Source organism: Tullyiplasma multilocale ATCC 49900, from assembly GCF_000483165.1.
In the GTDB taxonomy this organism is placed as follows: domain Bacteria; phylum Bacillota_I; class Bacilli_A; order Mycoplasmatales; family Mycoplasmataceae; genus Tullyiplasma; species Tullyiplasma multilocale.
Window position 1 is genome coordinate 95,831 of record NZ_AXXW01000005.1, and the last position, 24,240, is coordinate 120,070.

Genomic DNA, 24,240 nt, shown 5'->3' on the forward strand with positions numbered 1-24,240 from the left:
TATCTATCTTACTGATAGTTATTCTTAATTTCTTTTAATATGCTTGTAGTTTTGCTCAATGCCTCTTTAACATTTTTACTTTCATATATTTGTAATATATCAATTAATGATTGTTCAACTTTGCTATCGTTTGTTGAATATCTTTCAAGATACACAATTGCTTTTTGAGTTAGAACTTCCAATAATAAAGCATCAAAAATCTCATCTTTAATTTTCAATGCTTTAACTAAGTAACTATCAAGTATTTCTAATGCACTTGTATAGTTTTCTGGCATTACCATTTTTTGACGATATAAATCATCTTCACTAGCCCTATTAATAACTTTATAAATCTCATTAATACGAGTTTTAAATTTGTATAAATCAGGAATTCTTTGATTCTTGATTAAGATAGCTTCAGATGTTGAAACAGCATTTCTGATGTCACTTATTTTAGAATCAATATTTTCCATAACATTTTTCTTAGTTCTTAATGTTTTGGTAATTCTTCTCAACTCTTCATAATACTCAATTAAATAATTTAAGTAATTATTAAGTAAATCTTTAATTTTATAAATATCTAATTTACCACCACGCTCATTGGTTTTTTTGATACTTGTATATAATTCTTTAAATTGAGCATTCAAGGTCATTACTTTAGATGACATTTGTTCGTGGATTATTCTAGCCCTTTGAACATCTTGACCCAATTCTGAAGTAAAGTTAATAACATCTCCAACTGCTCGATAATCTATTTGTAGTCTTGAAAATAAATTTGCAAGATCATCAAGATTATTAGTCATGAATTTCTTAATTTCATTTTCATATTTAACATCGACTTCAAAGTTGGTAATAACCATTTCTAAATCCGCTAAATATTCAACTGCTGTTGAATATTTGAAATTGCTTATATTTAGAACAATTTGATCGCGATATTTTTCATAATGTTCCTTTAACATTTCATACTTTTGAATTTTATTTAAACGTTCTTCATCGGTCAAATTAATTTCAAGAAAGTGAGCTTTTAAACCTTCTAATTTTTCAACTGCTACAACATTTAGATAATCATCTGCTCGATAAATGAAATCTAAGAATCCAGCAAACCCTTTTAAGTATTTGAATAACGCATTAACAATTTGCATTGAAGCTGAAAAATCACCCTTAATAACATTCTTATCAAATAAACGATGCATTTTCTCAATGTCATTATTTCTTTTTCTTATCTCTTGTTGATCGAACTTTAATCTCGGATTTTCTAACATTCCAGACATTTCTCGCTGAATTTTATTAAACTCCTGTCTTAAAAGAATTTTAGCATCCTTATGAATTGCTTCCATTTCCATGAAAGCATCAGTTTCAGCAATTGCATCATAAAATGAACTTATTGTCATTTTTAAATCTTCACTAGCTCTCTTAACTTTTAATAAGTTTGAAAAAGTTGGCTTACGGTTTTTCTTGTTAGCGAATACTTGTTTAATAACTTCAATTTGTTTTGGAACATTTCTTTCCATTTCGACAAAGTAGTTAACTTTTCATACATCTAAAGCATTTTTCAAGGCTGGGTTAATATTATTTCTATTGATGTTAGACAATCTATTTAAACGCGACTGTAAAGAGTTTCTTGCGATGATATCAATACTACGATATCCTTCCATTGCATGTCTAATAATATGTTTGTATATAACCAACATCGCAAAGGAAATCAGCAAAGCGATTAGAGCGATTAAAAATATTACAATCCCTCAAATATTAGAAGGTGCTAATTTACCAGTAATGTCTCAAGCTAAAAACATCAAATCAACACCTTTCTATAAGCTTTTGCCACTTTAAATTATATCAAAAATACCTTATTAACTTAAACCTGTTGCACCAATAATAAAATAAGTTATAATAATAGAGTTATTTACAGATATTCTGCATATAGTTATGTATTAAAAGCTGTCTATTATTTAAAGTTAAGAGTAACTCTTGGCAGTAAGAGCGAATAAATAGACTGGTTAGTATAGGAACTATTCAAATATTTTTAATTGACACGAAAAATTATATAAAAGGAGACTTTAAATATGTCAAGATTCACTGGATCAACATTCAAAAAAGCTCGTAGATATGGTTTCTCAATTCTTGAAAGCGGAAAAGAATTTAGCAAAGGTAAAAAAAGAGTAACTACACCTGGTCAACATGGTAAAGACAAAACTAGATTAAAAATGTCTGGTTATGGAACTCAATTACAAGAAAAACAAAAAGTTAAATTCATGTATGGAATGACAGAACGTCAATTCAGAAATACATTCGCAAAAGCTAAAAAAGTTCACGGTGGTATTTTAGGGGAAAACTTCTTAGTTCTTCTAGAATCAAGATTAGACAACATTACTTACCGTTTAGGATTTGCTATGACAAGACAAGGTGCTAGACAATTAGTTAACCACGGTCATATCTTAGTAAATGGTAAAAAAGTTGATATTCCTTCATACCAATTAAAACCTGGAGATGTTTTAGAAGTTAAAGAATCAATGAGAAAAAACGATAAAATTGCTGAAGCATTAACAAACAATGAATCAACAGTTGAATTCGTAAAAGTTGATAAAGCTAACTTAAAAGGGGAATTCGTAAGATTACCTGAAAGAAAAGAATTGAATAACGAAATCAATGAAGCGTTAATCGTTGAATGATACAACCGTTTAATTAAATAATTAATTAAACATTATTCTAAAAAAACACGGGCAACCGTGTTTTTTTATGCCCCTACTTATTAAGACTAAAAAAACACGGCTCTGCACCGTGTTTTTTCATAAATTAAAGTTCAAACCATGTATGCAATGAGAGAAAATATTTATACATGTTCAATAATTTAAAAATAAAAGAATGATCATAAATTTAGGTAATTTATTTTTTTGGTGGGACTACAGAATCATTTAAAGGGTTAATTCCATATCCCAACTTCATAATATAACTTTTTCCAAAAAAAGTCTATAATTTTAGAAAAGATTTCCAAAATTATAGACATAATTAGAATTTTTATTATTTTTTATTTAACAATAATTGCGAAATATTTTTTCTTCCCTCTTTTAACTAAAATGTATTTCTCATTTAAAGTAGGAATTGTTGAGATTTCTTGGTTTTCGTCTTCAATTATTACTTCATTTAATGAAATAGCTTTTGAAGTTAAAAACTCACGAGCTTCACGTTTAGAACTAGCAGCGCCTGAAGCTACAATAGCATCAATTACAGAAGTATTAGCATCTAATTGAGCACTTGGAATTGCTGTTAATGCAACCTCTAATAAATCTTGGCTTAATTCTGAGATTGTTCCTTTAAAGAATGCTTCGGTTAGAGCTACCGCTTTATCCAATCCTGCTTGACCATGAACAAAAGTTGTAATTTCTGTTGCTAATGTTTTTTGCATGATTCTTTTAAATGGAGCTTCAGCATGAAGTTTGACCAACTCATTAATCTCTTCTTCACTTAAGAAAGTTAAGAATTTTAAGAATTTTTCACAATCTGCATCATCTTGATTTAGTCAGAATTGGTAAAATTCATATTCACTTGTTTTTGTTGCATCTAATCAAACAGTTCCAGATTCAGATTTACCAAATTTATTACCATCTGATTTTGTTAGTAATGGAATAGTAAATCCAGCAGCTTCTGAATTATCTCTACCAATTTGTGAATTAATGTAATCAGTTCCTGATGTGATGTTACCTCATTGATCTGAACCACCAATTTGAACTTTACAATCAGCATTAATATATAAGTTGTAGAAGTCATAGGCTTGTAGCATTGTGTACATGAATTCTGTAACAGATAACCCTGTTTCAATTCTTCTGGCAATTGAATCTTTTGCTAATAGGTAACCAAGAGTAAAGTCTTTACCTACATCACGTAAGAAATCAATTAGAGAAAAGTTTCTTAATCAATCAGCATTGTTCATGAATGTTACATCGGGAATAATTTTTCTCATTTGTGATTCAATAGCTTTAACATTTGCAATTACTTGCTCATCAGTTTGTAAAACTCTTTCTGCAGATTTAAAAGACGGATCTCCAATCATTCCAGTTCCACCACCCATTAAAGCGATCGGTTTGAAACCTTGGTCACCAAATCGTTTTAAAGTAACTATCATCATTAAGTGTCCAACATGTAATGAATCAGCAGTTGGGTCAAATCCACAGTAAACTCCTTTACCATTATTTTGAGCTTCTATTAATTTTTCTTCGTTAGTGATTTGTTTAACTAACCCTCTTCAATTTAATTCTTTGACTATATTCATAATCATTCTCCTATTTAGGTCTTCTTGATTTGATCTTCCCAACTGGACGATCAATAAGAATACTTTCATCTATATCATCTTTATAAATTCTTTTTTTCGAAGGTTTGATTCTTCGACTTTGTATTTTTTCCATAAGAACTCCTATTTGATTTTTAATAATCTCTCAGACTCTATGTTTTTACGGCCAACTTTAGCTTCGGCTACACCATCAATTAAGACGGCATCGCCTGTAAATTCGACAGTTAATTTTGCAATTGAGGCTCCAACACCATATACATCTACTGGTGCTTTAGCAGCTTCGAATTCCGCAATCTTATCAGCATTAAATCCTGAAGAAACAATAATTTTTACATTATTGTGTCCTTTTTCATCTAACGCTTTTCTAACTTCCTTAACCAATGGAATACTTACTCCATTTAAAGTTTGGTTAGGATATAATTCTTTTTTAGCTTCAACTGTTTTATCAGTTAAATTACCAGCTGTATCTAATCTAACAGCATGTAACTTATCTCCAAAGTAATCAGCCACTCTTATAGCATCAGTTACACAATCATTGTGATAATCAACAAGTGAAACTAAATTAACATCAGGAAATACCTCATTAAAAGCAATTGTCGCTTTCAATACATCACCATCAAAAGATTGAATTAATGCATGAGGCATTGTTCCTGATGGCATTGGTACATCTTTGTCATCAATATATTTAATTGCAGCTTCAGTAACAAATCTTCTGAATCCACCAATATATGAAGCATAACCATCATTTTCTAGTGTTGTATATGAATCAGCACGATCAAGCATATTTAGTAACATTTTTCCATTCGATGCTTCAACAACTCTTCTTGAATTTGTGGCGATTGAACTGTTTCTCGCAAGAATACCATCAATCATTCCTTCTAATCATCCAAAATCACAATATCGTCCTGTAATTTTTAAAACTGGTTCTAAAGGTTGAACGATATCTCCATCTGCCAATCCTCAAATTTCTAAACTTTCAAAATCTTTTGAAGCGAATTTCAATAATGCAATTGTTTCATCAATTCCACATAAAACAGTATTTTCCTTACGTTGGAATCACTGCATAGTTACAATTTGATTAGGTTTTTTTTCTTCTAAAATTGCTGTAGTTTTTTTAAAATAATCAGCTAAAAAATATCCATCTTTAACTCTTGGATCAAATTGAAAATTAATTATTTTTTTCATTGTGAACCTCTCAGAAACTTGCACCAATTTTGTTATCATATGAATCACCTAATTCAATAATTCCTTCAGCATTATAAATTCCTTCTGGAATTTGCAATTCTCTAGCACTACAAATCATTCCGTTTGAGTCATGTCCGCGTAATTTACCTTCAACAATTCTCATTCCGTTTGGCATTCAAGTACCAACAGTGGCTACTACAACATTTTGTCCAGCAGCTACATTTTTAGCACCACAAACGATTTGGATTTCTTCTCCAATATCAACTTTACATAAATGTAAGTGAGTACCTTCAATATCTTCACAAGTTATAACTTTACCAATTCTGAATTGTGCATCTTGTTTAACAGGATAGATATCTTTAATTTTGTTCTCAACAAAATTAACAACTTCCTTATTTTCAGAACAAAATCCATTTTTAATTTCGATTTCATCGCTAACCTTAAAGATGTTGATACCAACAATATTTTCCTTGTTTTTTAAGATTGTTAAATTACCATTTTCCTCCGTTTCTAAAACAGATAAGTTATGGTCAAATGACACCATTAGTGTGTCAAATTGCTTATTGTAAAAAATTCCGTATTTTAAAGTGTTCATTGTGATAATATTTCTCCTTTACCATTGATTATTATTATACCAATTTATATAATTAATTAATAACCAAATAGGAGGTATATATGAAAATAGCAATCTTAACAGATTCAGCTTACGATGGTAAGGCAACGGATTTCAAAGATTTACATGTTATTCCATTAATGATTACTACAGAAGATGGTAAATCAATTTACGATGATGAAAAACTTGATAAAGAAACCTTTTACAAGATGTTGGATGAACAACAATTAAAAACTTCACAAACAACACCTGGTGACATGATGAAAAAATGAGATGAACTTCTTGAAAGTTACGATCAAGTTATCTTCGCGGGTATTTCAAGTGGATTAAGTGGTCAATTCAATACATTTAGAATGTTAAGTGAAACTGAAGAAGAATACAAAGGAAGAGTTTTTGTATGTGACACTCAAGGGGTATCAATCGTACTACAACACCTAATCAAAAGAATTGCATTCTGAATTGCTGAAAACAAAACTGGATTCGAAATCTTAGAACTTGTTAAAGGATATTCAAAAAATTCCACAACTTTTATTATCCCTAAAAACTTAGAAACATTAAAACGTGGTGGAAGAATCAGTCCAGGAGCAGCCGCTCTTGCTAAGATGCTTAAAATAATTCCTATTTTAAGGTATAACGGTCAAATTGATAAAGAAGGAACAGCTAGAACATTCAAAAAAGCTTTAATAGAATCATTAGATATTATTAAAAAAGAATGTAAAGGTATCAAAGAAATTGATTTAACTTGTTCTAAATTATCACTTGAAGATAAAGAAATGGTTGAAGAAATCATTAAATCTCAAGGTTTAACAATTGGATTAAACGCAGAATTAACAAACGTAATTAGTGCTCACACAGGTCCCGGAACAGTGGCCGTGGTTGGATGAAAGGCTGGTAAATAATTATGAAAATTGGAATTTTAGTAGATAGTGCTGCAACTGCAACACCAAAAGTGTTTAATGACACGGTGGTATCATGAATACCTTTACATGTAACATTCCCTGATAATACAGATATGTTAGACACACAGGAATTAATTGAAAAAAATAATGTTTACAGCAGAATTGAAAATGGTGAAAACATTAAAACTTCTCAAGCAAGTCCTGGAGAATTAGAAAATAAATATGATGAACTATTAAAAGAATATGATCACATTGTTCATATCCCTATTACAGCAAATCTATCATCAATGTTACAAACAGCGTTTATGACAGCAAATGACGATAAATATGAAGGTAAAGTTACTGTTTTCCAAAATGAAGACATGGCTGCCCAAGGAATTAAAGAAGTTGCATTACATGTAAGTGCTTTAATTCAAAATGGAACTCTTACAACTCCTGAACAAGTGGTTGAAGAAATTACAAAATTTAAAGAAGCAATGTATCTAGGAATTATTCCTGGGGATTTAAGAAAACTTTCAAGTGGTGGACGTGGAACTGGTGTTTTAACTTCAGTATTAAATATGTTCAAAACAAAAGTGCTAATTAGATGAACATCAAAACCAGAAAAAGAAGCAATGGGAAGAACTTTCTCAGGTGTTCTTGAAAAGGTTATTGATCGTGTAAATCAAGATTATAAAGATGGTTATAATTTCATTTTCGTTAGAACTCCGTTAACAAGTGTTAAAACTTACATGAGTATTAAAGGAATTTTAGATGAAGCTGGAATCAAGTATTCTGAAGAATTCATCCCTTCAATTTATACAGTTCATGCTGGTGTTGAAACAGTTGGGTTCATCATTACTAATAAATAATTAAAAAAATGACCAACTCTGTTGGTTTTTTTTATGTTTTTATAATTACTTTCTAATATTGAAAGTAATTTTTACTGTGTATTAATGTAATTTCATTTTTTTATAATCTTATTATAGGTTTTCTTTTATTATTTATTGGAAAATCAACATTTTTTAGGTTTCCTTGTTTTACTTACAAGGGATGATAGCGCTATGTTTGGTATTAAATCAACATAGTTAAGCGGATAGGAGAATATCATGGATTTAAAAAAAGAATTGAAAAAATACAGTCAATTAGAGGATGGGTCAACAATTTCTGTATTAGCCAAGGAAATATATAAACAATCTATGTCTGGGGTATTTTTAAAAATGGGTCCCCTTTCTAAGTTGACTAATGTTAGTGAGAGTTCAATTACTAAATTTTCGCAAAAATTAGGATATGTTGGTTTTAAAGATTTGATGGACAACGTAAAGAAAATTAACAAGGATTATCGTCGCCCAGAAAAAGAAGAAAATGAAAACAATAACGATATAAATGTTTTAAAAGAATCTATCCTTACATCAATTAATAATTTTCACGCTACAAACAAAGTGGCAATTGATGATGTGTTGGATTTGATCAAAAACTTTAAAAACGATGTTTACATAATCGGAAATGACCATAACAATGAATGTTTAAGTTTTATCTATGACTTACTTTCAAGTAGTGAGTTAAGAGTTTTCAAAAACCATACAAACTACCATAGTTTAAACTTGTACAATAAAATGACTAAGGATGATTTAATCATCTTTGTTTCAATTGGTGATCAGAATGAATATGCTAATTTCATGTATGAAAATGTACGTAAAAAAGCCGGTAAGGCAATTGTGGTATCTGATAGTACATTTGATGAATATCAAGCTGACGAAGACACTATTGTTGTTTATTTAGATCAAGATCAAGACACAGCATCTGTTTATAAAAATAAGATACTGATGAATTATATTGTTTATTTAGTATATAAAAATCTTTAGAAATATAAAAAAAGCACCGCGTGGTGCTTTTTATTTTCTACTGGCAAGGACGAAAGGAATCGAACCCTCAACGCTCGGTTTTGGAGACCGACGTTCTACCATTGAACTACGTCCCTAAGGAAAATAAAATCGCACTTTTGTGCGATTGTTGTTTTTTTAATGGCAGGGGCAGCAAGACTCGAACTCGCGACACTCGGTTTTGAAGACCGATGTTCTGCCAACTGAACTATGCCCCTATGTATCAACTTTTTTATTATAGCAATTTTTGATAGGTAAATAAATATAAATATAAAAAAATGTGAGATTAACTCTCACATTTTTTACATTTCTTACATAGACCATGAGCTTCGATTTTAAAATGTTCTAAACTCATACCTAACAAGTCTGAAATTTTACTAATTTCGACAAAATCAAATTTATCCATGATTGCATCTTCAACATGATCAACTTGACCACATTTATCACATTTAATGTGCATAGATCTCTCAGCTGCAATCTCATAACAAATGCTTTTACCATTAAAAGTATTTGCGAATAGAATATGATTTTCTAAAAGTAAATCCAAAGTGTTGTAAACACTCATTAAATTTACATTATCAAATTTTGCTTCTAATTCCTTAACGATGTCTTGAGTTGTGACATGATCTTTAGACTTAATAATACTTTTTATTACAGCACTTCTAATCTCTGTCATTCTAATGTTTTTTGATTTTAGTTTCTCGATAATTTGGTTATATTTTTTTTCTTGATTATCAGTTAATTTCATTATGCTTTTAATTCTTCAGCTAACTTAACTAAATCATCAACAGTTTCAAGTTCGTTCAATTTATCATCAGGAACTCTGATGTCTAATTTATCTTCTAAAGTAACTATCATATCCATTAAGTCTAGTGAATCAATACCCATTGTATTGAATTTAGACCCTTTATTAATGGCACCTTTAGCTCCCTTAGCTTTCAATTCTTTTATAATTTCTTCATAAATATTCATATATATCACCTTTTCATAATTATAACACTTTATAAATTTTATAAGTTAATTTCAATCTTATAAAATCATTGGTATGTTTTACGGTCGTATTTTATATTGATTACCACCATATTTTTATTATAACTAATTTTTAGTGTTTTTATTTGTCGGTTTATTTTCTTTAATAATAAGTGGGCAAACTTATTAGGATCAACTTCCATTTTGCTGCTGAGAATATCTGCTGCTTCACTTGAGGTTAACCTAGGTTGAATCAAGTTGTCAACATTTTTATGGAATACTCCGGATGTAACTATCGACATCACTCCAGTTACAATACTTGTTGTTAAGAACAAGAACATCAAACCTATCTTTAAATATCTATACTTCATAAAGACTCAACAACTCCTTAAATTTTTCGGCACCTTTAAGTTTCACAAATTCTTTTCAAAAGTCCTGTTCTAAATTGTATTCCTTATGTATAGCCTCTTCTAAAGCTATGTCATTATAACTAACTTCATATTTGGTATTTTTTATATTTATTGTTTTATTTAGTTTTCTACCCAAAAGACTATAGTGAAAATCAAAGGTTTGGTTTTTCCTAAAAGGATTCACCACCAACCCTTTATCCCCATATTCATTGTCTACTACAATCTTTTGTTTATTTACCATAGTTTTATTGGTAATTTCCAATGATAGTCTATTATGATCTCTGGCTGTTTTAATCATTGGATTGATGTTATAGAAATTTTTAATGGGACCTTCACCATTAATTTTAAAGTTATCAAATTCCAAGATACTTTCATTGATGTTGTTTTTAATCATTCTTATATCATTTAATATTCTCGTATTGCGTTTAACCCTATCGTGATTTTCAAGATATTTTAGTTGGTATTCAACGAACTTATCTATAGATTTAATATCCTTAAAATCAAATGTTGTTTCCTTCAAGTTTGTCGTCAGAATATCATGAGTTTTTCTTTTTGTTTTAGTTATCAGATCATACTCCAAATAATACTTCATTGTTTGATTAGAATAACCATCACTTAAATTAGTAACTGGATTTACTATTTTAATTTCTCCTTGTGCTTGGCGCAACTGTTTATTAACTCGATGTTCTAATGTATAAAATAGATTGATTCCTTGATCGATATAATTCTTTTCATCGATTTGATACTCAAACATATTTATTCGTTTTTGTGAACTCTCTATAACATAGTCTCCATTGAGGTTTATTAACGGCTTAACTACGCTTAATTTGCCATTTTTAGACGTATATAGAGTGAATTTCATATCTTGTAGGATAAATTCCTTACCAAAGCTATTTGTAGGGTTTAAATGGCTATTTAAACCGATATTTACATAAACTTTATAATAATTCTTCCCATCTGTTTTAAATTTGTTATTTACGAAAACTATTTCGGGACTAAATTTCGATTGATTTAATAATTCGTAGTTTTCTACTTTAATGCTCTCTTGATTTATATTTTGACTTATCATAGTACCCCTATAGTATTAGGAGAAAATAAAAAAAATAGCCCTAAGACTATTCGTTAATTTTTAAAATGGGGCGCCGAACGGGAATTGAACCCGCGAATGCTAGAACCACAACCTAGTGTGTTAACCACTTCACCACCGGCGCCATATAAAAACGTTGATTTAACAACATAGTAATTATACTTAAATAAGTACTTATAAGTCAATATCAACGTTGATTTTTTTATTTTATTATTCTTTTGAACCTGAATTACTTGTAATACCTTTAACAAGGTATTTTTTAGTAAGAACAAAGATAATAAACATTGGTAATATCGCAATAACAGCTGATGCCATTTTTACGTTTTGAGGATCCATTAAGCTTCCTACTTCATCACTAATGTTTCATACTCCGTTTGCGTCTCCTGTAGATTCAATAATTTGTCATAACAACATTGGTAATGTCATTCATTCAGAATCTGATTTAAGAACCATTGTAGGTCATAATACAGAGTTTCATGATGCAATGAATCCCATTAATGCTGATGTGAAGATTGTAGCTCTTACTAAAGGAATAGCTACTTTTCAGAAGAATTTGAATGTTGATAATCCATCAACTTTCGCAGCTCTCTTAATTGAGTTATTAACACCATCAAAGGCATTTTTGAACATATAGATTGTAAATGCATTTCCGATGAATGGCACAAATAACGCCGGTAAAGTATTTTGTCAGTTAAATGTTGTTGCCAACATGTATTGTCCAATTAATAAAGCTTCACCAGGTAACATCATTGTAGCTAGGATAACGACAATTAACACTTCTTTTCCACGTGTGTTGTAGTGTGATAATCCATAACCAGCTAATAATGAAGCAATGATTTGAGTAGTCATTGAGATGATTGCAATCACAAATGAGTTTGCAATGAATTTTGAAACTTCTAGTTTAGCTTCTGGGTTATTGAATAAGAAGTCATAAGCAGCTGTTGTTCATTCACTTGGTCAAATTGGTAATGCACCAGTTAGTCCTCCACGAATTTCATCAACTGATCTAAATGAGATTGAAATCATTCAGTAGAATGGGAATATTACAATAATTGCCATCACAGATAAGAACAATGTTCTAACTGTTAATATACCAGCTTGTTTTCATCAAACTTCTCCAGCCATTGATGCTGTAAATAATTTCTTTTTGTAAACATATCTGTTAAATCCAAAGTTGTTTACATAGTTAACATTACGACGGTGTTTTCCAATTAAGTTGAATTTAATTGTAATTTCAGTCATTGTTAATTTATTACTTGAGATATCAAACAACTCTTCAGCTCATTCAAAATCATTTTGAACTAATTGTAAGTGTCTTTCATTTCTTAATGATTTGATTTCAGCTCTTGAAGTAGCTTCTCTCATTTTTTGTTTATGGTCAAATCTAATTTGATCTCTAATGTTTGAGTATTTAGCATCAATTTCGAATTTGTTTAAGTTAGCCTTTAAGCTATTTCCATAACTCTTTTGAATTTTAAGATTAGTAAATAATTTATATCCACTATAAATAGCTAGAACTAATATTAAAACTCCAAATACGATTGCAGCAATTCAACCACCTTCTGAGATAGTTGTAGTAACTGCTTTATCACCAGTTCCAGTAGTAACATCTTTGAATGATGTGTGGTACATAAATGAACCAACCACAGTTAATACTGAACCAAGTGTAATTGTTAATAATGTCATTCAACCAAATAACATATTACTTCTACTTGCCTTAGAATGGTAAGTATGTTTTTCAAATTGTTGTTGCATAATTACCCCCTATTTGTATCTTTTTGCAAGCATTCTTGTAGCAATTCTAGATAGAATTGTAATCGCTAAAATTATTATTAGCAATAATATGGAAGCAGCTCCGGCTTTTTGGTATGATACTACCCCTTGGCTGGCTCCTGTTGTTTTTTCATAAATTCAGAAAACAATTGTTTGTGAATCTACCATTTCGGCAGCTGATTCAGATTTAAATAATCCTAACGGCATAGCTTTGAATGATTGAATGATTCCCATTGTTGTTAAGTAAACTACCATTGGAGTGATTCCTGGCATACTTATTCTTCAGAATTGTTTTGTTTTGTTCATACCATCAATTGATGCTGCAGCATAGTATTGAGGATTTACTCTCATAAATGCCGCAGTTAACATAATGATGTTAAATGGTAATGCTCTTCATATACCAAATATCAATAATACCCAGATTGCAAATCTTGGATCATTTTGTCATCTAATTGGATCCATACCAATTCCTGTAAGGATTTGGTTTAATAATCCTCCATCATTTGATGAGAACATGAATGAGAATGCCATCGCAATAGCCATCGCACTTGTTCCATAAGGTAAGAAGAATAACCCTTGTAAGAATGAGAATATTCTCTTATTAATAATTGATGATAAAGCTTTAGCTACACCGATTGAAATAATCATTGAAACCGGCACAACAACTACAACATATAATGCTGAGTTACGCATAGCTATCATGAAAGTTCTATCATTGATGATGTTTTTGAAGTTAACCATTGAAGCTGTTCATTTAACTAGATATTGACCATCTCCATTGAAACCATTTTTGAAAATGATTCCAGCAGCGAAGAATGTGAATAATGCTAGGAAAAAGAAAGCTGGAGTAACTCATATTAATTGAATGAAGAAACTGTCATGTTTTTTAACAACCTTTTTATTTTTTACATTTTTTACTGATTGAGTGACGTTATCAAAAAACTTTAGTTTGAAACCGTTGTTTGTTGATTCTACGTTTGTGTTTGTATTAGTTTTAGCCATCTTATGCTGTACCTAATAATTCTTGTTCACCCTCGTTGTTAAAAATGTAAATTTTTCCTTTGATAAAGTTCATTCCAACTTCTGAACCATGGTTGCTTGATTCTAAGTTTTTAGCGTCATAAATAACTCTTACTTCTTTATCTTTGTTTACTAACACTTTTAAGAAGTCTGATCTTCCTAAACGTTCAATTACATCAACTTTAGCCATAACTGGTTTTTTGTTTGAGTATTCAATTGTTGATTTAGCACCAACTAATTCAATGTGTTCAGGACGAATTCCAATTGTAACTGTTTGACCTTTGAATTCTTTTGAAGTTCCAATGATTTGGTCATTTAAGATAATGTTTCCTTTATCATCAATTTTTGTATCTTCAAAGAAGTTCATTGATGGAGTACCAATGAAGTTTGCAACAAATCTGTTTGCGGGAGCTTCATATACGTCCATTGGGGCAGCACCTTGTTGTAACACCCCTTTACTCATGATGAAGATTTTATCTGAAATACTCATAGCTTCTTCTTGATCGTGAGTAACAAAGATTGTTGTAATCCCTGTTTCTTTTTGGAATTTTTTAATTCATTCACGTGTTGATACACGTAATTTTGCATCTAAGTTTGATAATGGTTCATCCAATAGAAGAACTTTTGGTTTTTTAACGATTGCTCTAGCAATAGCAACACGTTGTTGTTGTCCCCCTGATAATTCAGATGGTTTCTTTTTAAGTTGAGTTGTGATTTCCACTTTTTCAGCAACTTCATTAACTGCTTTTTTAACTTCTCTTCTAAATGATTTGAAGTTTTTGTTTTGAGTACTAATTTTATCTTGTAATTCATCAGTTGAAATTTGTTCATTTTGATCAGCTGCTAAGAATTTTGTATATTCATTGTTAATTGTAATTTCAAGGTTTTCATTTTTTGATAAGAATTTTTCTAAAACTGTTTCTAAGTCAGATTTGAATTCGGCTTTTCAAGCCTCATAAGTTGTTGCTTGTGCTTTTAAGATTGAATCTTTTTCCTCTAGTGAAACTTTTCACTCAACATTTTTACCTTCCATCTTAGCCATTCTTTCAGAAACTTTAACTTCTTCAATTAATGTTTTTTGGTGAGTTTTAACAGCTTCTTTAATCGCTTTAGCTTTTCTGTTTGCAATAACTACATCATGGATGTTCATTTTTTCACAGAATTGTTTAATTACAAATTTAAAGATTCCAGCATTTTTAGGTTGTAACTTTTCAAATTCAGAAACTGTTAAGTTAAGTTTGTTTGATAAAGCTTTTAACATTAAGATTTTTTGTTCTTCAATAAACGCTCTTGAATCATCGTATCATTGAATGTATAAACGAGATCTGAAGGCATTTAATTCCCCATCACCATATACTTCTAATGCGAATTTATTAGATAGGTCTTTTGATCTAACTAGGTACTTATCCGCTAATTTTGAAAATTCATTTTTGTATTTATTTGTGAATTTCTCAACAACTTTTTCCATTTTAGATTTTGCTTCAATTTTAGCTACAGATGTTCCTGTAAATTTAATTGATTCAATTTCTAATTTAGTCATTTTGTTATTTTCAGCAATTTCTCTTTTAAAGTTTCCGTTTTGGTATAGTGGGAAAGCAATATTTTGGAATACTGATAAATGTGGATATAGTGCGTAGTTTTGGAAAACTAATCCAATGTTTCTTTTTTGAGGTGATTTTTTAGTTACATCCACTCCATCAAATAAAATTTGTCCTTGACTGATTTGAATTAATCCGGCAATAGCATTTAATGTTGTTGATTTACCACATCCTGATGGTCCTAATAATGAAACAAGTTCACCTTTAGGTACAGATAACGATAAATCTTCAACAGCGATTGAATTTCCGTAATCAATTAATATATTTCTTAATTTAATACTCATTGTTTTTCTCCTATTTTTTTCTTATTTTCCTCAGATTGTAGAGTGTTCTTTATAACCTGATGATTCATATACAACTTTTGATGTTGAGTTAGCATTTGTAGCCATAACTAAGATTCTTCCATCTTTTGGATTGTGGAATCTTTTTGATCAGAAGTTATTTAATGTTAATTCTTTTTCTGGATCTTTCATTTTATCTGCATTAGCAAAATCTGATAATCCGTAGAAAGTTGCTACTCAATCTCTAAAGATAAAGAAACGCATTCCATTACCATACGGTGATGGTGATTGTGAATATAGCAATCCAGTATCTGTTGCAATTTCTTTTTCTGTTGTAGTTAACTCATCGTTCATGATAGTAGCATTTGGTGTTGCTAGCGCTGAAATTGCAATACTATCAACGATTTGGTGCATATATTTGTCAAAACTGATTTTTGTTTTAACTGTATTATTTTTTGAATCGATTGAGGCTGATCCAAAGTTTTCATAATACATATTAGTTGATTCATCATGGTCTTCCCCATGTTCAATGTTATATAGTAATTTTTCTTTTACCTCGTGTTCTGTAATAACCTTACCTTCACCGGCATTTAAAACTTCTTTTTCAATATCTACATATGAATAGTAGTTTGATGGAATGTATCCCGAATTTGCTGAGTAATCAGATAAAGACTTAGCTTCCATGAAATAGTTAGCAAATCGGATTGCAACATCTTGTTGTTTTTCTGTTGTTGCTTTAAACATTGATAGTCCAGGTCCTTGTTGAATCCCGAATTGACGACGTTGTTGACCAACAACTTCTCCTGTTTCAGATTCAGAGTCACGATAGAATGCTGGTGTAGCTACTGCTAAAGCATTGTTATCATAAACTTTGTTTTCTGTATCATTATTCACCATGTTGCCGTTTTCATCAATTTTTTTAGCTGTAACACTGTATGATGCTCCAGCAGTTGAACCCATACCAACTAGCATGTTACCGTTGATGAAGTAATTAGAACCATAAATTGATCCTGAAGGGTTACCCCCAAGTAATCCACCATTGTGGTTTTCGTTTCCAGCAAGTGGAACCAATTGATTCATATAGTTAAAGAATTTAGCTACACTGTCAACTGAAGTTGTACCACTTTTATCGTTAATTTTTAATGTATATGCATCAGTTCCATCTCAGTTGAAGAATTTTTTCTGTGGATTTTGTTCTAATTCAATCCCTGTTGAGTTTCTATCTGTTCCATAAATGAATCCAGGAGTATCATCGATTGATAATGAGAACATTTTTCCTTTATTATCTTCGTTGTCTAAAACTTTTGTCTGTTTAGCCAATTCATAGAAAGCAGTTGATAGAACTAATATCTTGTCTGCATCTGCTACGATGTTTTGAATATCTTTAGCGTTATATACACCTTTTTCATATTGATCTTCATCAGTTTTAGGTGCAAATCATGTTTTGAATAATTCTTTAATTGATTGTCCTGCGTAAATATTAATTGTTGGATTTTCAGTTTGACCGACAGTTGCTTCTTGATTTTTGAAATCTGGAACTTTAACATCATTGAATTTTTTTGAAGGATCACCAAACACTGTTGATTTAGATTGTTTAATAACTACATCTTCATAGCCCTTAAGTGTTTCATGTGGATTTCAATTTTCATCCACTGCTAAATTACTAAATTGAGTTTCATTAGTTAAATCTACTTCTCCATCTGTAATTCTGTAAACAAGTTCTGCTAATAATCTTTTATTAAGCATTCCATAGTTCATAGATTTACCAGTTGGTGCTCCGTACATTTTTCCACTTGTTGTCATAGCTTCACTTAAGAATGAGTATGTTAATGGTTTGAAGAATTGAGTTTTTTCATATTCTGGAAATTCAGCATTAGCATATTGTGATGCTGCATCTTCGTCTCCAACTTTTTTCAAGTCGTATTTTAAGATTTCCTCTAATGAACGGTTATTTGTAGCTTCATTACCAACTTTGAAGTTATTTTTGAAGTCTTTTAAGTTTTCGTATTGGAAATTAGACGAAAAATTATTAGCACTATCAGAACCAACTTGTTTTTGAGTGTTTAAACTTTCAATTCACTCATTATCTCAGTTGATTACAGCTCGCATATCGATAACTTTGTCAGCCCCAACTTGTGTCTCATATAACGTTACGTTATCTGGATAAGTCACATATAAGTTTGGAAGAGTTTCACCAGAAGTAATTTTTTTAATAATATCCCCTTTTGGAGCTGATTGAACCACAACTTCCATTTTTGAATATTCACTACCCTCTGACTTTAATTTAGCATTGAACTTGTCAACCATTGCTTGGTAGGCTTTAAAAGGAGCCTTCTCAGGTTTGGATACATCTTGTTCAATTTCTAAAATAACTTTTGTTGTGTCTTCTACTTGCGTACATGATACAACAGCTGCTCCAGTTGTCGCTACTAACGATACTGCGCCTAATATTACTAATAATTTTCTCATTATAATTGCCCTTTACTCTCTCTGATTAATTCATTCATGTCGTCAATAACTTGCATCGCTTGATCCAAGTTATCAATTATAGCTCCAGAAGCCAATGCATGGCCTCCTCCGCCTCACTTAACAGCGATGCTGTTTATTGTAAGTTCTTTACTTCTGAACTCTACTCTGTAACGCCCATCTTCTCTGATGGCAAATGTAATTCAAACATCTATCCCTTTGATGTTTTTTAGAATATTTGAAAACTTACCGTTTTCTTCATATCTAATATTATATTTCTTAACCATTTCGTCAGTTAGAATAATATATCCTAAACCTTGGTCAGTTACTTTTGCTGTAGTTATTAATTCTGATCTCAACTCGAGATCTTCGAAAGTACTCTCGTACATATTATTGTATAATTCTTGTCAATCGAAGTCTTCTTCGAATAACCTCGCACATACTTCAAATGTCCTTGAAGTTGTACCCCTAAATAGGAAACGACCTGAATCGGTACAAATCCCATGATAAATCACTCTCGCGGCTTCGGGAGAAATAATTCAATTTAATTCTTTGGCTAAATAACCAACCATTTCACTGGCACTTGTAAATGTTGTATCTACTCATGAGATGTCTCCATATGGAGTCGCATCTGGATGGTGGTCAATTTTTATTATTTCTTTTGCTAAACTAAAACGCTGATCATCAATTCGTTCAACGTTTCCACAATCTGTCACGATAACTAATGCGTCTTTGTAAAAGTCGTCGCTAATTTTTTCATCCATTAAACCGATGAATTTTAAATATTCAATATCTTCACCTTGAACAAAAACTTGCTTGTCAGGGAAATTTGAGGTAATTAAATACTTTAACCCTAGTTGAGAACCATAAGCGTCTCCATCTGGGATAATGTGTCTATGAATTATAATCTTATTGTACTCTTGTATTTTTTCACTAATAAGAGATAAGTAATTCATGCAACCTCCGTTGTTGTATTTCTTAAACCTATGTAGGTTATTAAGTTCTTAAATTAATAATATAGTATTCTAATATTTAAACAACACATAAAAAAACATATTTTTAACGATATTTTTAAAAATTTTCACATATCACGGAAAACCTTATTTAAAGGCCTTAAATAGGTAGAAAATTTTCTAAAAATACCACAATAAGTGAACTTATCATGGTATTTATAATTATTGATTATATTTTTCAATTTCTCTCATTAATGAAGATGATATTTCTTTATCTCCATCTTCAGCAAAAAAGAAGATAGTTTCTAAATTGTTATTCATAACTTTATTAGCTTTTGCTAGTTCATATTCATATTGGAAATCAGTGTCATTTCTAATTCCTCTTAATAAGTAATTAACTTCTAATTCACGCGCTAGTTGATGAGTTAGCTTATCTGGGTTCATTATTACTGACACTCTACTAAAGTCTTGTAACAACTCTCTAACGTCCCCAAAACGATCTGTTATATCGCTGCTATCCTTATTAATATTGTTTGTTACAACAACAATTACTTCATCAAAAACTTCAACAGCCTTTTCGATTAATTTAATATGTCCTTCATGGATTGGATCAAAACTTCCTGGAAATATAATTTTTTTCATGTTTGCCTCATAATTCTATATTAAGATTATAAACTTCATTATTTTCAATGAAAGGATTTGTTCCAAATTGGAATAAAAAAATAGCCGAAGCTATTTTAGTTTACTTATTATTTAGATGCTTTAGCTTTTTTTGCTTCTGCTTCTTTACCTTGTTCTGCTAATTCAGCTTGTAAAGCCATTTTTTTACGAGTTGAAGGTAATACAATGTTGTTTAATAACATACCACTGAATGATAAGTAGATTCAGAATCCAACTAATGTGATTGAGTTTGCTGCTGCTAAAATTGATTTAGCATCTTTTAAAGCTTCTGTATCATTTAAGAATAGACCTGTAAAGTTTGCTGCTGTAGCAATTGTTCAAGCAACTAATGGTAAAACAATTCCATCAACGAATAATTTTTTTGTCATTCCTTCTGGTGATTTGTTTGCGTCCATTAATGTTGAAATTACGTATAATACTAAGCATGAAGATAAGATTAAGTATCCAACTGCTGAGAATCAAACTCAAATTTGATCCATTGATCCAGCATCAGTAATTGTTTTACCGTCTGGGAATACTTTAGACATACCAACCATACCAGCAGAAATTGTAATAGCTAATAAAATGTATAAGCTGTAGTAAATTGCTGCAGGTTTAGCTAATGCTTTTTTCATGTTTGCGTATGAAGATTTTGTAAATGTTAATGTTGCGTGTAAAGCGATTGCTAAACCGAATCATGTTAACATGAACACAGCTGAAGTAACAAAAGTATTAATATCTCCTGTTGTTTTAGCCAATCCTGTTACTAATCCTCCTACTAATGCTCCAACGATAATTGCAGGAATTAAAGTTGCGATTAAGTAGATTGAGAATCTAAACATTTCTAAGCTGAATAATTTTCAAGCTAATTTAGATTGTGTATCTGTTCCTGTTTCTAATGCTTTATAGTAAGCAATACTGTATTTTGAACCAACTGAAGTGTATTCGTATCCACGTTTGAAGTCAAAGAACATTTCATCAGCTCTTTGAGCGATAGCCATTCTTCTTTCTTTTTCATACATTTCTTTTAAAGAATTGATGATTACTTCTGATGGTTTAACATAAATAGTTAAATCTAATTCTCTAATTAAACCTGATCCAATTTCTTCCATCATGTTTGTTAAGAATGTAGGTTTAAATGCTAAACCTCCGTAAGTTGCGTAAACCCCTTTAATTTGTTCGTGGTCTCCTAAAGCTAATTTGCTGTTTAAATCAGTAACTCAAGCAATAGTTTTTTGGTAGTTATATAAAACGTTATTGTTACGTGCTTTAACGTAACCTTTAATTCCGATAACTGTTCCAAAGAATAATTGTTTTGTTAATGGTACTAACATCGCAAATACTCCCCCAACTAAAACTAGTTTAAATGGGTCAAGTAATGATTTAGCTAATGAGTTGTGAGCAAATACCCCTTGGAATAATCAACCTTCAGAAGCTTTATCTGCTACTGCTTGTTTGATTAATGCAACATCAAAAATATCACCAGCTGATAGCCCTAAAGCTCCAGCAACTGTTCCTCAGTTTGTTGATCCCATTTGTACATGGTTATAACCTAAGGCTTCATTTGATAAGTTATATACTGATGCATTGTCAATTCATGCTGAATATCCAAAGTATATTACTGCTACAACTAATAATAAGATTATTAATCTTGTAGTTTTTCTCATATTATTCTTTTCCTTTCTCTAACTATAAGATTATAGCAATATATAAATGTTAAAAGTCAATATATAAATAAAAAAAGCACCAAGAAGCGCTTTTTTTGTTAGATTTTTTTATTATTTAACTACTATGTTAACAATTTTATCTGGAACTACGATTTCTTTAACGATTTCGTGTCCTTCAATAAATTTAGCAACATTTTCATCAGCTTTAGCTAAAGCTAATAATTTTTCTTTATCTAAACCTTTTTCGATTTCAATTGTTCCACGTAATTTACCATTAACTTGGAAAGCAACTGTTGCTGTATTTCTTACCATTTTTGATTCATCATAAGTTGGTCATTCTGCTTGTGTAACTGATCCAGTTTGTCCAAGCATAGCTCATAGTTCTTCTGAAATATGTGGTGCAAATAATGACAACATTTTTACAAATCCTAAAATGTATTCTTTATATACAGTTCCAGGTTGTTCTTTGTAAATGGCATTAACTAATACCATTAATTGAGAGATAGCTGTGTTGAATTTTAAACTTCCGATCATCTCAGTAACTTTTTTAACAACTTCATTATAAACAAAGTCTAGGTTACCATTATTTTCTTCAGCAAATTCAACTTTATTAATCATTCTGAATGCTCTGTCTAATCATTTTAAAGCAGCATCTAATCCGTCATAACTTCATGGTAATGAAGCATCAAGTGGACCCATGAACATTTCATATAACCTTAATGTGTCGGCTCCGTGTGAACTAATTACATCATCAGGGTTAATTACGTTTCCTCATGATTTTGACATCTTACGACCATCTGGTCCTAGAATCATTCCTTGGTTAAATAAGTTTTGGAATGGCTCAGCCACTGATGTTATTCCTAAATCATATAAGAATAAGTTTCAGAATCTTGAATATAGTAAGTGTCCAACAGCATGCTCTTGTCCACCAATATATAAATCAACTGGCATTCATTTTGCAAATCTTTCTTTCGCTTCTTCACTTTCAATATCAATTAAAACATTTGGTGTTTCAGTTAAGATGTAAGCTAAGAAGTATCATGATGATCCAGCTGATTGTGGCATTGTATTTGTTTCTCTTCTTACAGGAACTCCACCAATTGTTGTATTTACTCATTCAGTAACGTTTGCCAAAGGTGATTCTCCAGTACCACTTGGTTTAATGTACTCACCGCGTGGTAATGTTACTGGTAATTGATCTTCTTCAATTAAAGCGATGTTTCCATCTTCAGTATAAGCTACTGGGAATGGTTCACCGTAGAATCTTTGACGACTGAATAATCAATCTCTTAGTTTATAGTTAACTTTTCTAGTTCCTAAATCATTTTCTTCTAATCATTTAGTAATTACTTCTAAAGCTTCAATTCTGTTTAATCCATTAACCATTTCAGAGTTAATGTGAGCTCCTTCACCTACGAATGCTTTTCCTTCAGCTTTTCCTTCAATAACATAAATTAAAGGTAATTTAAATTTAGTTGCGAATTCATAATCTCTAGAATCGTGCGCAGGTACTGCCATTACAGCTCCTGTTCCATAATCTTTTAACACGTAATCCGCAATTCAGATTTGGATTTCTTCTTTAGTCACAGGGTTGATTGCGTAAGCTCCTGTAAATACTCCAGTTTTTGGTCTTGATTCATCTTTACGATCAATTTCAGATTTGTTTGCAGTTTCTTCTACATATGCATCAACTTCAGCTTTTTTATCAGCTGTTGTGATTTGTGAAACAAGCGGATGTTCTGGTGCTAACACAACATAACTAACACCGTAAATAGTGTCAGCTCTCGTTGTGAATATTGGAATCTCAATCCCTTCAGTTGTTGAAAACTTAATTTCCACACCTTCAGATTTACCAATTCAGTTTTTTTGTAAATCTTTTAGTGATTGTGGTCAATCAAGAGTTTCTAAACCATCTAATAATCTTTCTGCATAATCAGTAATTTTTAATACTCATTGACGCATGATTTTTTTAGTAACTGGGAATTCCCCACGTTCAGAAACCATTCTTCCATTAACATTGATGATTTCATCATTTGCAAGAACAGTTCCCAAACCTTCACATCAGTTAACTTCAAGTTCTCTATTTTCAGCTAATCCCTTTTTAAGAAGTTGTTGGAAAATTCATTGAGTCACTTTATAGTATCCAGGATCAGCTGTATTAATTTCTTTATCATAATCATATGAGAACCCTAAAGCTTGTAATTGAGTTCTAAAAGTTTCGATATTTTGTAGAGTAAAATCACGTGGATCATTTCCAGTTTTTAAAGCGTATTGTTCTGCTGGTAAACCAAATGCATCTCATCCAATTGGGTGAAGAACATCGTGTCCTGTCATTCTTTTAAAACGAGCATAAACATCTGTTGCAGTATAACCTTTAACATGACCAACATGTAGTCCAGCTCCAGATGGATACGGAAACATGTCTAATACATAAGCTTTTTTATCGCTTGTAGTAGTAGTTTTGTATGTTTGATTTTCTTTTCAGTATTTTTGTCATTTTTTTTCTATTGCTTTATGTGAAAAATCCATTTTC

General features: G+C 30.8%; 21 protein-coding genes and 3 tRNA genes. 4 read left to right on the top strand and 20 right to left on the bottom strand.

Annotation, left to right across the window (positions count from 1 at the left end; all coding sequences use genetic code 4):
- Positions 1-8 precede the first annotated feature (8 nt).
- Positions 9-1,772 carry a hypothetical protein gene (locus tag G319_RS0100475; protein WP_026389189.1) on the bottom strand — a complete coding sequence of 588 codons (1,764 nt, stop codon included), beginning with the start codon at positions 1,770-1,772 and terminating at the stop codon, positions 9-11.
- Positions 1,773-2,042: 270 nt separating this feature from the next.
- Between G319_RS0100475 and rpsD the strand changes: the two genes are divergently transcribed.
- Entirely contained in the window at positions 2,043-2,669 is a 627-nt protein-coding gene (gene rpsD, locus G319_RS0100480; protein WP_026389190.1) for a 30S ribosomal protein S4, read from the top strand.
- Between the two features lie 335 nt (positions 2,670-3,004).
- Here rpsD and tyrS read toward each other — a convergent pair whose 3' ends face one another.
- Genes tyrS through ytpR form a run of 4 tightly spaced genes read right to left on the bottom strand, consistent with a single transcriptional unit; the run spans position 3,005 to position 6,044 of the window.
- Complete coding sequence (gene tyrS / locus G319_RS0100485; protein ID WP_026389191.1) at positions 3,005-4,252, bottom strand: tyrosine--tRNA ligase; 1,248 nt, start codon at positions 4,250-4,252, stop codon at positions 3,005-3,007.
- Between the two features lie 4 nt (positions 4,253-4,256).
- The gene (locus G319_RS08770) at positions 4,257-4,379 is read right to left on the bottom strand and encodes a hypothetical protein (RefSeq protein ID WP_280123355.1); all 123 of its coding nucleotides are present in this window, start codon (positions 4,377-4,379) and stop codon (positions 4,257-4,259) included.
- An 8-nt stretch (positions 4,380-4,387) separates the two neighbouring features.
- Complete coding sequence (locus G319_RS0100495) at positions 4,388-5,449, bottom strand: nicotinate phosphoribosyltransferase (RefSeq protein WP_026389192.1); 1,062 nt, start codon at positions 5,447-5,449, stop codon at positions 4,388-4,390.
- Complete coding sequence (ytpR, locus tag G319_RS0100500) at positions 5,433-6,044, bottom strand: YtpR family tRNA-binding protein (protein WP_026389193.1); 612 nt, start codon at positions 6,042-6,044, stop codon at positions 5,433-5,435. Before ytpR ends, G319_RS0100495 begins: the two co-directional genes overlap by 17 nt.
- An 80-nt stretch (positions 6,045-6,124) precedes the next feature.
- Here ytpR and G319_RS0100505 point away from each other — a divergent pair, with 80 nt between their 5' ends.
- The 3 genes from G319_RS0100505 to G319_RS0100515 all read left to right on the top strand — a co-directional run bounded on the left by G319_RS0100505 (position 6,125) and on the right by G319_RS0100515 (position 8,805).
- Positions 6,125-6,961, top strand: coding sequence for a DegV family protein (locus tag G319_RS0100505; protein ID WP_026389194.1), 837 nt, complete (start codon positions 6,125-6,127; stop codon positions 6,959-6,961).
- Between the two features lie 2 nt (positions 6,962-6,963).
- Complete coding sequence (locus G319_RS0100510) at positions 6,964-7,812, top strand: DegV family protein (RefSeq protein WP_026389195.1); 849 nt, start codon at positions 6,964-6,966, stop codon at positions 7,810-7,812.
- Positions 7,813-8,049: 237 nt separating this feature from the next.
- Complete coding sequence (locus G319_RS0100515) at positions 8,050-8,805, top strand: MurR/RpiR family transcriptional regulator (RefSeq protein ID WP_026389196.1); 756 nt, start codon at positions 8,050-8,052, stop codon at positions 8,803-8,805.
- 41 nt (positions 8,806-8,846) lie between these two features.
- On the opposite strand, the gene G319_RS0100520 is transcribed toward G319_RS0100515, so the two are convergent.
- From G319_RS0100520 to leuS, 15 genes are all read right to left on the bottom strand, one after another.
- Positions 8,847-8,921, bottom strand: a tRNA-Trp gene (locus G319_RS0100520).
- A 44-nt stretch (positions 8,922-8,965) separates the two neighbouring features.
- Positions 8,966-9,041 (bottom strand) — tRNA-Trp (locus tag G319_RS08775).
- A gap of 68 nt (positions 9,042-9,109) precedes the next feature.
- Complete coding sequence (locus G319_RS0100530) at positions 9,110-9,571, bottom strand: Fur family transcriptional regulator (RefSeq protein WP_280123356.1); 462 nt, start codon at positions 9,569-9,571, stop codon at positions 9,110-9,112.
- A complete protein-coding gene (locus G319_RS0100535; protein WP_026389198.1) occupies positions 9,571-9,795 on the bottom strand; it encodes an acyl carrier protein in 225 nt (74 codons plus the stop codon). The genes G319_RS0100530 and G319_RS0100535 overlap by 1 nt, the downstream gene beginning before the upstream one ends.
- A 38-nt stretch (positions 9,796-9,833) precedes the next feature.
- Complete coding sequence (locus G319_RS0100540) at positions 9,834-10,163, bottom strand: hypothetical protein (RefSeq protein ID WP_026389199.1); 330 nt, start codon at positions 10,161-10,163, stop codon at positions 9,834-9,836.
- Positions 10,153-11,271: a hypothetical protein gene (locus tag G319_RS0100545; RefSeq protein WP_026389200.1), complete on the bottom strand. Its 1,119-nt coding sequence runs from the start codon at positions 11,269-11,271 to the stop codon at positions 10,153-10,155. The genes G319_RS0100540 and G319_RS0100545 overlap by 11 nt, the downstream gene beginning before the upstream one ends.
- Positions 11,272-11,337: 66 nt before the next feature.
- A tRNA-His gene (locus G319_RS0100550) sits at positions 11,338-11,413 on the bottom strand.
- An 86-nt stretch (positions 11,414-11,499) separates the two neighbouring features.
- Complete coding sequence (locus G319_RS08780) at positions 11,500-13,044, bottom strand: carbohydrate ABC transporter permease (RefSeq protein ID WP_026389201.1); 1,545 nt, start codon at positions 13,042-13,044, stop codon at positions 11,500-11,502.
- Positions 13,045-13,053: 9 nt separating this feature from the next.
- Entirely contained in the window at positions 13,054-14,064 is a 1,011-nt protein-coding gene (locus G319_RS08785) for a carbohydrate ABC transporter permease (protein WP_051350830.1), read from the bottom strand.
- A gap of 1 nt (position 14,065) precedes the next feature.
- Positions 14,066-15,964 carry an ATP-binding cassette domain-containing protein gene (locus G319_RS08790; RefSeq protein WP_026389202.1) on the bottom strand — a complete coding sequence of 633 codons (1,899 nt, stop codon included), beginning with the start codon at positions 15,962-15,964 and terminating at the stop codon, positions 14,066-14,068.
- Between the two features lie 21 nt (positions 15,965-15,985).
- Positions 15,986-18,430, bottom strand: coding sequence for a lipoprotein (locus G319_RS08795; RefSeq protein ID WP_026389203.1), 2,445 nt, complete (start codon positions 18,428-18,430; stop codon positions 15,986-15,988).
- Entirely contained in the window at positions 18,430-19,383 is a 954-nt protein-coding gene (locus tag G319_RS08800) for a DHH family phosphoesterase (RefSeq protein ID WP_026389204.1), read from the bottom strand. The genes G319_RS08795 and G319_RS08800 overlap by 1 nt, the downstream gene beginning before the upstream one ends.
- Positions 19,384-19,602: 219 nt before the next feature.
- Entirely contained in the window at positions 19,603-20,022 is a 420-nt protein-coding gene (gene coaD, locus G319_RS0100580) for a pantetheine-phosphate adenylyltransferase (protein ID WP_026389205.1), read from the bottom strand.
- A 107-nt stretch (positions 20,023-20,129) separates the two neighbouring features.
- Complete coding sequence (locus tag G319_RS08805; RefSeq protein ID WP_051350831.1) at positions 20,130-21,707, bottom strand: hypothetical protein; 1,578 nt, start codon at positions 21,705-21,707, stop codon at positions 20,130-20,132.
- Positions 21,708-21,818: 111 nt separating this feature from the next.
- Positions 21,819-24,236, bottom strand: a complete 2,418-nt coding sequence (gene leuS, locus G319_RS0100590) for a leucine--tRNA ligase (protein WP_026389206.1) — start codon at positions 24,234-24,236, stop codon at positions 21,819-21,821.
- Between the last annotated feature and the right edge of the window lie 4 nt (positions 24,237-24,240).